We start from the raw sequence: 10,223 nt of genomic DNA, 5'->3' as shown, positions 1-10,223 counted from the left end.
CTTCGCTGATCGTTGGCCGGGATCGGAAACTTACTGATGGAAACCGGCCGAAACACCGTTAGCGAGACAGACCCGATAAATGCGAACCCGCACCGATGTATCCGAGACTGCACGGCGGCGGCCCCTCGGGACACGATCCGTGCCTCTACGACGGGTGGGCGGGCAAGCTCACCCGAGGGTGAAATAGGGGGTGAGACATGCCTGGGGGGCTCGTTTTACCGAGTCCGGCACAGTACGTTTTCCCAGGCACGCCAGTCCCCAGATTCACACGGCGTGCAAGGGCTCGTTGACGCTTCCGAGATGTTGGCAAGGCCGACCACAGGCCCCGTTCTCCCGACGAGAACGGGGCTTCCTCGTGTCTGTTTCCGCCTTCCACCGACCGGGTAGACGCGAACATGAGCGCCACCTGCTCGACTGGATCCACCGCTGGCCGCTACGAATCGAACGCCCCGACTGTCGGCGTCGAAGAAGAATTCATCCTCGTCGACCCGACATCGTGGTTGCCGTCCATCGACAGTGCCGCGGTTGCGGAAACCGCGTCGACACTCGGTTTGGATCTTCAGCTCGAACTGTCCCGGTGCCAAGTCGAGACCAACTCTCCCGTGTGCCGAAGCATCGACGAACTCCGAACCCACTTGATCGACATGCGTCGGCTCGCGGGGAAAGCGGCCGAGTTGAACGGCTGCAGACTGTTGGCAGTCGGCGCACCACTGTCGGGGCCTTCGCGTTTCGCGATAAGCGACTCGCCTCGCTACCGGCAGATGGGGCAACACTTCGGCGCCCTCGCTGCCGAACAGAGCATCTGCGGTTGCCACATCCATGTAGGCGTCGCTGATCGAGCAGAGGCAGTGCAGGTCTGCAATCACGTGCGCATCTGGCTGCCGGCCTTGCTCGCCCTGAGCGCCAATTCCCGCATTCACCAAGGAGTCGACACAGACTTCTCGAGTTGGCGGGCGGTTCAATGGTCCAGGTGGCCCGTCGCCGGACCGCCACCGTTCTTCGAGACCGCCGACGATTTCGACACCGCGGTCGCGATGATGGTGGATTGCGGAGTGATGCTCGACAAGCGGATGGCCTACTGGGATATCCGACCGTCCTGCCACCTACCGACCGTCGAGATCCGGGTCTGCGACGTTCAACCGACGGTCGACGATGCCGTGCTGCTTGCGACACTTGTGCGTGCTCTGGTCGCCACTGCTCTGCGCGCCGTAGACAACGGCGTCCCCGCACCGCGCGCTTCTCTCGAGCGTCTTCGCATCGCGACATGGGTGTCTGCAAAGGAGGGCATCCTGGGAAAGCTGATCGATCCGGTTACCGCACACAGAATTTCGGCCACGGAGCTGTTTCATCGACTCCTGATCCATCTCCGCGACTCACTCGACGAGACAGGTGAGTACGCGAGTGTGGAGTCGGCGCTGCGCCGCAAGTTGGTCACCGGTAGCGGCAGCGACTGGCAACATCGAACGCTGCGCCAGGTCTGCCTTCGGGAACTGATCGCGCGCGCCGTTCGACTCACCCTCCCGACCGCGCAGGCGGGCATGGATACGCATGGCGGGCCGACTCCGGATCAGTAGTAATGCCGCCGACCGCCGATGGCATGCCCGGCCGCGCCCAGCGCGTACAGGACGATTCCGATCACCAGCAAGACGACACCAATCGTCCACAGGATCGGAATGTTCACCACGAAACCGATTATCAGCAGGATTACGCCGAGGATGATCATGACAAGCTCCTTCAGTGCGTTCACTCGGGCGGATACGCCCGCCTCGAGCCGCATACACCGTGGATACCCGTCGGCCGAGCGTTTCATACCCTCTGCGACCGGGTATTTCGCTGGGCACCACAATATTTGAAGAATCGAGCACGCCATGATGAGAATTGTGACTCTGATCGTTCTGATCTGGCTGATCGTCGGGGCCGTCGCGGCCGGCCAGCGCGGTTACTACAGCAGTTCGCCGACCAACTGTGCCGGGGTCGGGACCATCGCGCTCACCGTCATCGCCGGCCCGCTGAACTACTTCGGCGTCAATCCCAAAGTGACGGATTGCACGCTTCCTCAACCGACCGAATGAACTGCCGAAAATCCACGCTAAACCGACTAGTCGTTACCCTGGAGGTGAGTCGACACACATCGAAGTGAGGGGCCACCATGACCACTGCACCAGATCGCACCCGAATCGAGTTCCCGGACATCAGCTCGCGTGCGTGGGAACACCCAGCCGATCGGGCCGCATTGGTGACGCTCCGGACGCTTCGGGGGTTCGACACTGTTCTGCGGACGCTGTCCGGCCTACTCCAAGAACGTCAGCATCGCCTCATGTATCTCGCCACGTCCGTGCGAGTCGACGAACGCCAGTTCAGCGACCTCAACGATCTGCGACGCGACTGCGTCGACATTCTGCAGGCCGACGAGACACCAGAGTTGTTCGTGCTCCAAACCCCGATGGTCAACGCCTTCACCATCGGCATGGACAAGCCGTTCATGGTGGTCACGACCGGCCTACTGGACGTGATGAACTACGAGGAGCAGCGGTTCATCATCGGCCACGAACTCGGCCACGCACTGTCCGGCCATGCGGTGTATCGCACCATCTTGATGCATTTGATGCGACTTGCCGGAACCATCGGCTGGTTGCCCGTCGGCGGGTGGGCCCTGCGTGCGATCATCGCGGCCCTCATGGAATGGCAGCGCAAGTCCGAGCTGTCCGGTGATCGTGCCGGACTGTTGTGCGGGCAAGACGTCCACACAGCGATCCGCGTCCAGATGAAATTGGCGGGCGGATCCCGAGTCAGTGAAATCGACATCGACGCATTCTTGGCCCAGGCTGCCGAGTACGACGCCAGTGGCGACCTCCGCGACGGTGTACTCAAGCTCCTCAACATCGAACTGCTCTCGCACCCGTTCTCGGTACTTCGCGCCGCAGAACTCAAGAAGTGGGTCGACAGCGGAGACTACGCCGCAATTCTGCGCGGAAACTACCCGCGGCGAGGAGAAGACGACGGAGCGAAGATCAGCGACGAGTTCAAGAATGCGGCCAAGACCTACAAGCAGAACTTCGATGAATCAGAAGACCCTCTGATCCGAATGGTGCGCGACATCGGCAGCGGACTGGGCGGCGCGGTCGGCGCCGTCGGAAACGGCGTTGGCGACGTGGCGTCGGATATCAAGGAACGATTTACTCACTGGCGCAAGACTTCCGACAGATCAAAGGGCGCCGACGACGCCGAGTGAGCAGAATCGGGACCTGCCACCGAAGGCAGTCGGCGGCAGGTCCCGAGTTCTTGGCGTGAGGGTGATGCAGGCTTCCCTCTGCACCACCCTCACGTTCACAGACAGTACCAGCAGTCGAACAAACGTGCGAACTGAAAGCGGTCGTGTCGAATCCCCGATTGTCGGGTACGCGGCATAGGACCACTACAGAAGGGAGCCGACATGCATGCTGGGCGACTGAAGAAGGTCGGTTCGAGTGACGGCCCGTTTGCCTCCGTGTACTTCGAGGACGTCCGCAACCGGGAGGATGCGCGCGAGCGCTTCGAACTCGAATGGCGCTCGATGCGCAACCAACTCTCGAAGCAGGGCGCATCCGAATCACTGATCGCACGACTGGACGAGGTGAAGGACAACCATCACGGAATCTCGGGACGCGCCGGGCGGGCTATCGTCGCCACGGCGGAGGCCGTGCTGATCGACGACATCCTGCTCGAACCTGCCGGATCGACCATCGCAACCTTGGGCGAGCTGCCCTACCTGGTTCCACTGATCGCACACGGATACGACACCGAGCCGTTCCTCATCGCCAAGGTCGACCACACTGGCGCAGACTTGTGCGTACGTGATGCCCGCGGGCGTGACGTGTACGGCGAATCGGTCGACGGCGACGGCTTCCCGGTCCACAAGGCACACGTCGGCGGTCAGGAGCGGTACACCGACAGCCAGAGCCTCGTGGAGGAGAACATCCGGAAGAACCTGACACAGGCCGTGGAGCGCGCCGCGACGCTCGCCCGTGAACACAAGGTTGCACTGGTAGTCGTGATCGGAGAAGTACAGTCCCGCAAAGCTTTTGCTCAGCTCCTTCCGTCGACGCTACGGGTGGTGGACGTCGAAAAAGGTTCGCGTTCAGTCGGTTCGACACCCGCCGAGGTGTCCAAGTCGATTCGTGAACTGATCGACACGCAGCGACTGCGCAGAATGGATACGGAAACCGAACGCTACGTCGCAGAGCAGGGGCGGGACTCCGGCCTCTCCATCGACGGGACCGCACGCGTCCTCGACGCACTCGAGCAAGGCAAGGTCGAGACGCTGCTGCTCACCGACCCCGACGACAAGGAAGTCACGAGTGGAAAGTTGATCGGGCCCGCCGATCGCGTACTCCCCTACATCGCAATCGGGACCGGCACCGAACTGGTACAGATCGACGAACGCCTGGTTCTCGCCGACGGCTACGGCGCGATACTTCGGCACCCCTGAACAACCGGCCTGCTGATCAGATTCGGGGGCGAGCACGTTCAGCGAGAAGCGTGCTTGCCCACCGAGTCCGGAAATCCATCGGCAATCGCTGCCACGAGCTCCAGATATGCCCGTGCAGTGCGCTTGTTCAACAACTTCAAGTCGATCGGACCGCCCTCGCCGAGGTGATCGTCGTAGGGCAGGGTCTTGACCGCGCGTACTCCACGCTGAGCGAAAACGTCCTCGAGCTGGTCGAGATCGAGCGAAGACGAACCCGGTCGCGTCGAATTGATCGCCACAACCGACCTGCTCACCAGATCTGCGTATCCATGTTTGGTCAGCCAACTGAGCGTTGCTGCTGCACTACGGGCACCGTCCTGCGCCGTCGGGCTGACGACAACCAAGGCATCTGCTTCGTCGAGAATTCCGTACATGGCCGAGTGCATGATTCCGGTGCCGCAGTCGGTGATGACGATGTTGTAGTGCACCTCGAGAATCCGCAGGGTATCGAGGTAGTCCTGCTCGTTGAACGACTCCGAAGTCTCCGGATCTGCTTCACTCGCAAGGATTTCGAGCCGGCTGTCACCTTGCGACGTGTAGTAGCGAACATCGCTGTACGTACGAATGTCGCCGTCGGCCAACAGATCACGAACGGTCAGATGATGTTCACGTCGTTCACGATCAGCCAGAGTCCCCAGGTCAGGATTGGCATCGATGGCTACGATCCGATCCCCGCGGATCGAGGCGAACGTGGACCCGACGGTCTTGGCCGCCGTGGTTTTTCCCACACCACCCTTGAGCGAGATGAAGGCTATCTTGTACACGCCGCGCACCGTGCGGTTGGCACGGCGCACCAGAGCTTGGTGTTCGAGTTCGGCAGCCGACTGCCCCGTGTTGATGCGACCGCCGGTCAGTTTGAACAACACACTGCCCAAACCGCGTTCAGGTGGACGCTTCGCCCGCTTGATGATGTCCAAGTCGTCGACGGAGGTCATAGGCCTGGGCGTCGAGGTTCGAAAATCGGTCGGCTCTTCACGCCGCTGCTGGCGCATCCTCTGGCTGGGCAACGGTTTTGCGGCCGGTTCGTCGAATTGCGGTGTGAACGTGACAGTTCGAATAGAGGTTGAGTAGCCGTCGTCAGACGCGTCGAAAAGGCCGTCGCCTCTAGTCGTTCCCGAGTTGTTCCCCAGGGCTCCGCCATTCGAACTGTTGTTATCGCTGCGCACCGTTTTCCTAGGTCGAGGTCGGAATCAATTCGGACATAGCCTCTCGGACGCTATCACTCTGGCGGGCTTGCCGTTCTCTGCTCAATACCGTCACAGCACAACAGACCGTTACACCCGCCTTTCGATGACTTTGGTCCCCCCGCTGGTGCCATTCTCAGCAAATACGAACGTCGTAACGATATGCGGCACATATATCTTCATCTGCCGCTGAAAACAGCTCTCCGCAATGTCAGGGCAAATCCCTTGGTACCAAACGAGAAAAGAGAGGGCGATCGCCTCGGCGACCGACCCACCTTCATGGACAAGTGTTCAGCTGCTGAAGAATTCCAGGCTTCCGCGAACGTCCGAAAATCGTCGACAGATCCATACTTCCGAATGAACCGCTCGTGTCGCAGTGGTTGATGGTGGGCGCGACATAAACGCCGGTGGCCCCTGCCGCATTCACGTTCACCCCGAAGTGTCCGCGGTTGTCTTCGCAACTTTTCTGCCGGCGCCGAGGAGGTTAAGGATGCCCTAAGCCGTCCCCCGGAGCCATCGCGACCCGGTCACCTACTAAGCCCGGTAGTAGGCGCCTGTATCCTTTCGCCTATGACGCCGGGTCCGAATGATGTCGCGCAGCTGCGCGGCGCCTTCGTGGGCGGTACATCCGGCGCGGTCTCTGTCGCGGCCCACGCCCTCGGTGGCGGCGGCATGGCCCCGTCCGAAAGCGCGGTGGTGTTGTTGATCCTCGCGTGCGCGAGCGTCGGCGCGGTGGTCACGTCCATCGACACCCGCCGCTCCCCCGCGCTGTTACTTGCCCTCATGCTCGCTGCGGGTCAGGCCATCGGTCACGCGACTTTGACCATCGCTGCGGATCATCAACACGGGCTGCTCCTGTCACTTCCGATGCTTGCGGCGCACATCGCTGCCGTCGGAGTGTGCGCAGTGCTGATACGCGGCGCAGAACGCGGGTACGTCGTGGCGGCGTCGACGGTGGCCGCCATCGTCGCAGTGCTTCTGCGCCCGTGGGCACCTGAACCGTCACCGTTCGCTGCGCGTACTCGATACCGCACCAAAGTTGTTCTGCGTCAACTTCTCACCTCTGGCCTGGGCACTCGGGGCCCACCGGCATTCGTGTAACTCATCTCCCCTTTCCTTTCACGCACGTGATTACGTGCGCCACTTTGCTGTACGCCTTTGTTAACCGCCCGCGGTAACGAAGGCGCACAGCGGGATCGAGTACACGCATGTCCGCACCCGAATTGGAGCGCGCACAGACGCGCGCGTCCAACGACAGTTCTCCCCCGAAGAAGCAGGTTGGCGGCGCCAGACCACTGATCCTGCGCCTGCACTTCTACGCCGGCATCCTCATCGGACCGTTCATCCTCATCGCCGCGATGAGCGGTGGTCTCTACGCGATGGCACCCACCATCGAGAAGTTCGTTTACGACGACTACCTCCAGACCGACACCACCGGACAGATCGCGTCACTGAACGACCAGATTCGTTCCGCTCAGCAGTACCGCCCCGACTTGACTGTCTCGGCAGTACGTCCGTCCCCTGGCACCGGCGAAACCACCCGGGTCCTGTTCACCGATCCGTCACTGGGCGAATCGGAGAGGCTCGCGGTCTTCGTTGATCCGGTGCTCGCACAGCCGGTCGGCGAGTTGGCGGTGTACGGAAGCAGTGGTTCACTGCCACTGCGCACCTGGATCTCCCAGCTACATCGCAACCTTCATCTGGGCGAGCCCGGCCGCCTCTACAGCGAATTGGCCGCGTCGTGGATGTGGGTGGTCGCTCTCGGCGGTGTCTACCTCTGGTTCCGTCGATACCGCACCTCCCGGAACGCTCGACTGCTCATGATCGACCGAACGTCCACCGGACGAAGCCGGACGCTGAACTGGCACGGTGTCGTCGGCATATGGATAGCAGTTGCATTGGTCTTTCTCTCGGCGACCGGCCTCACGTGGTCGACGTACGCCGGAGAGAACGTCAGCAATCTGAGAACCGCATTGAGTTGGACGACGCCGTCGGCCGTGAAGACTCTCGGCGATGCTCCCCCACCGGCAACGGGCGGGCACGAGGGTCACGACATGGCCCCCGCTGCCACCGGCACGCTGACAGACACCAACGTCGGACGCGTCGACACCGTCCTCGGTATCGCCAGGTACAACGGGATCACCGGTCCGGTCGAAGTATCGATACCCGCGAACGCCGAGACAGCGTTCACCGTCGCCCAGACACGTCAGCCCTGGGTGTACAGCAACAACACCATCGCAATCGACGGAGCGACGCAAAAGGTCACCGACGAGTTGTGGTTCTCGGATTGGCCACTCGCAGCCAAACTTTCGGCCTGGGGAATCCAGCTCCACATGGGTCTGCTGTTCGGCCTTGCCAACCAGATCGCACTCGCCGCATTAGCACTCGCGCTGGTCAGCGTCGTGATCCGCGGCTACATCATGTGGTGGCGCCGACGCCCCACCCGAGGCTCCGACTGGGCAGTCGGCCGGGTTCCCGCCCGCGGCGGAATCCGCAACCTCTCCCCGATCAGCCTGGTTGCGCTCGTCGCGATCACGGCGTTGGTCGGCTGGTTCGTGCCGCTACTCGGCATCAGCCTTCTCGCATTCCTGCTGATCGACGTGTGCATTGCGGCGTCCAAACGCCGTGCCACCATCTGACCATTCACGAATTACGGAGACACACATGACTGTTCGTACAAAGATATTCGCAGCTGTTGCACTCACCGCGGCTCTCGCTCTGACCGGCTGTTCTTCCAACTCCGACAAGGAAACCGAAGCTGCACAATCGATCACCGTTCAGGATCAATGGGTCAAGGCGGCGCCGGAAGGAATGAGCGCGGCGTTCGCCGAACTCGTCAACTCCAGTGACAAGGACGTGCGCGTGGTCTCGGCAACCAGCCCTGCGTCGTCGCGACTGGAACTGCACGAAGTTGTGACCGGCGACGGCGGAACTATGACGATGCGCCCCAAGGACGGCGGTTTCCTGGTCCCCGCCAACGGTTCCGCCTCCCTCACACCGGGCGGTGACCACCTGATGTTCATGGACTTGTCCGCGCCGCTTCTCCCCGGCGCAGAAACCGACCTCACCTTGATCTACGACGACGGTTCCAGCACCACGTTCACGGCCCAGATTCGCGACTTCTCCGGTAATCAGGAGAACTACGACCCGAATCACGGTGGCTGAGAACACGAACCCGCCCAGCCGAGCTCTCAGCCGGCGGCGCCTTCTCGGAGGAGGCGCCGCCGCCCTCGGCGTCGCGGGAATAACCTGGGGCGCAACCACAGTGGTCGAGCGCCGCGAACACGAGCAGCAAGCAGGCAAGCTCGTGGAACCGTTCTACGGAGTCCACCAAGCCGGCGTCGACACCACGCCGCAAGCGCACGGCACCTTCATCGGGTTCGACCTCTTGCCTGGAACCGATCGAGCTGTAGTCGTCGGAATCATGAAGATGTGGTCCGAGGATGCGTCACGGCTCACCGCCGGCAACCCGGCGTTGGCGGACACCGAACGGGAACTGGCTGTGGATCCGGCCCGCTTGACGGTGACCGTCGGCTACGGCCCTGGCCTGTTCTCCAAGCTGGGATTACAGGCACGTCAACCGGATTGGTTCGAACCGTTGCCGAGCTACGCGATCGATCGACTCGACGATCGATGGGGCGGCTCGGACCTGTTGTTGCAGATCTGCGGCGACGATCCGGTGACCATCGCTCACGCTGTGCGAGTCCTGACCAAGAACGTCCGATCATTGACGACCATCCGATGGACGCAAAAGGGATTCCGCAACGCTCGCGGCACCATGCCTGAGGGAACGACGATGCGCAATCTCATGGGCCAGGTGGACGGTACGGTAAATCCTGCTCCGGGAACAGTGGATTTCGATTCGCTGATCTGGCACGACGGAGCCGGCCAGTCGTGGCTGGCGGGTGGAACCTCGTTGGTACTGCGACGCATTCGCATGGAAATGGATACGTGGGACGAACTCGACCGCTCGGGGCGCGAACTCACCATGGGGCGCACCTTGTCCAATGGCGCTCCACTCAACGGAACCAACGAATTCGACGAAGCGGACTTCACTCTCACGGACAAGTTCGGCATTCCGGTGATCCCGCCAGGATCACACATCGCCAGAGCCCACCGAACACACGAGAAGGAGCAGTTCTTCCGTCGGGCGTACAACTACGACGACGCACCCGAGAGCGGGCAGACCTCGAACTCGGGATTGATCTTCGCCGCATTCCAACGGGACATCGCCGAGCAGTATCTACCGGTCCAGCAGCGGTTGAGTGACTTCGACGCACTCAACGAGTGGACGACGCCGATCGGTTCGGCGGTGTATCTCATTCCGCCGGGATGCAGCGAGAACGACTATCTGGGAAGCGGATTGCTCGGATAGCGACGCCATGTAAGAAAGGCAACAACACTGTGGGGGGGGGGGGGGGTGGGGGGCGCCCCCCCCCGGGAGGGGGCGGGGGCTGGGGTGGTTCGTTGGTTTTGGGTGGGCCGGCCGAGGCCGGCCCGGGCGGGGCGGGGGGGACCCCGGGGCCCCCCCC

General features: G+C 62.2%; 10 protein-coding genes. 8 read left to right on the top strand and 2 right to left on the bottom strand.

Annotated elements, in window-relative coordinates:
• The first annotated feature begins 395 nt into the window (after positions 1–395).
• A complete protein-coding gene (locus R4P65_RS24680) occupies positions 396–1,574 on the top strand; it encodes a glutamate--cysteine ligase (protein ID WP_317828488.1) in 1,179 nt (392 codons plus the stop codon).
• Here the strand turns inward: R4P65_RS24680 and R4P65_RS24675 are convergent.
• Positions 1,568–1,723 carry a DUF6131 family protein gene (locus R4P65_RS24675; protein WP_317828487.1) on the bottom strand — a complete coding sequence of 52 codons (156 nt, stop codon included), beginning with the start codon at positions 1,721–1,723 and terminating at the stop codon, positions 1,568–1,570. The two genes, R4P65_RS24680 and R4P65_RS24675, sit on opposite strands and share 7 nt — an antisense overlap.
• A 145-nt stretch (positions 1,724–1,868) precedes the next feature.
• Between R4P65_RS24675 and R4P65_RS24670 the strand changes: the two genes are divergently transcribed.
• The 3 genes from R4P65_RS24670 (at position 1,869) to R4P65_RS24660 (ending at position 4,468) form a co-directional block, all read left to right on the top strand.
• Positions 1,869–2,072, top strand: a complete 204-nt coding sequence (locus R4P65_RS24670; RefSeq protein WP_003945456.1) for a hypothetical protein — start codon at positions 1,869–1,871, stop codon at positions 2,070–2,072.
• Positions 2,073–2,149: 77 nt separating this feature from the next.
• Positions 2,150–3,232 (top strand): M48 family metallopeptidase, encoded by a 1,083-nt coding sequence (locus R4P65_RS24665; protein ID WP_317828486.1) that lies wholly within the window; start codon positions 2,150–2,152, stop codon positions 3,230–3,232.
• 201 nt (positions 3,233–3,433) lie between these two features.
• Entirely contained in the window at positions 3,434–4,468 is a 1,035-nt protein-coding gene (locus R4P65_RS24660; protein ID WP_317828485.1) for a hypothetical protein, read from the top strand.
• Between the two features lie 38 nt (positions 4,469–4,506).
• Here R4P65_RS24660 and R4P65_RS24655 read toward each other — a convergent pair whose 3' ends face one another.
• Positions 4,507–5,442 (bottom strand): MinD/ParA family protein, encoded by a 936-nt coding sequence (locus tag R4P65_RS24655; protein ID WP_230815042.1) that lies wholly within the window; start codon positions 5,440–5,442, stop codon positions 4,507–4,509.
• Between the two features lie 819 nt (positions 5,443–6,261).
• Between R4P65_RS24655 and R4P65_RS24650 the strand changes: the two genes are divergently transcribed.
• The 4 genes from R4P65_RS24650 to R4P65_RS24635 all read left to right on the top strand — a co-directional run bounded on the left by R4P65_RS24650 (position 6,262) and on the right by R4P65_RS24635 (position 10,066).
• Positions 6,262–6,792, top strand: a complete 531-nt coding sequence (locus R4P65_RS24650) for a hypothetical protein (RefSeq protein WP_317828484.1) — start codon at positions 6,262–6,264, stop codon at positions 6,790–6,792.
• 107 nt (positions 6,793–6,899) lie between these two features.
• A complete protein-coding gene (locus R4P65_RS24645; protein WP_317828483.1) occupies positions 6,900–8,330 on the top strand; it encodes a PepSY domain-containing protein in 1,431 nt (476 codons plus the stop codon).
• Between the two features lie 25 nt (positions 8,331–8,355).
• The gene (locus R4P65_RS24640) at positions 8,356–8,856 is read left to right on the top strand and encodes a copper chaperone PCu(A)C (RefSeq protein ID WP_019747182.1); all 501 of its coding nucleotides are present in this window, start codon (positions 8,356–8,358) and stop codon (positions 8,854–8,856) included.
• A complete protein-coding gene (locus R4P65_RS24635; protein ID WP_230815038.1) occupies positions 8,849–10,066 on the top strand; it encodes a Dyp-type peroxidase in 1,218 nt (405 codons plus the stop codon). Before R4P65_RS24640 ends, R4P65_RS24635 begins: the two co-directional genes overlap by 8 nt.
• The last annotated feature ends 157 nt before the right edge of the window (positions 10,067–10,223 follow it).

Source organism: Rhodococcus sp. IEGM 1318, from assembly GCF_033142465.1.
In the GTDB taxonomy this organism is placed as follows: domain Bacteria; phylum Actinomycetota; class Actinomycetes; order Mycobacteriales; family Mycobacteriaceae; genus Rhodococcus_F; species Rhodococcus_F qingshengii_B.
This window is presented reverse-complemented; position numbering and strand designations above follow the sequence as displayed.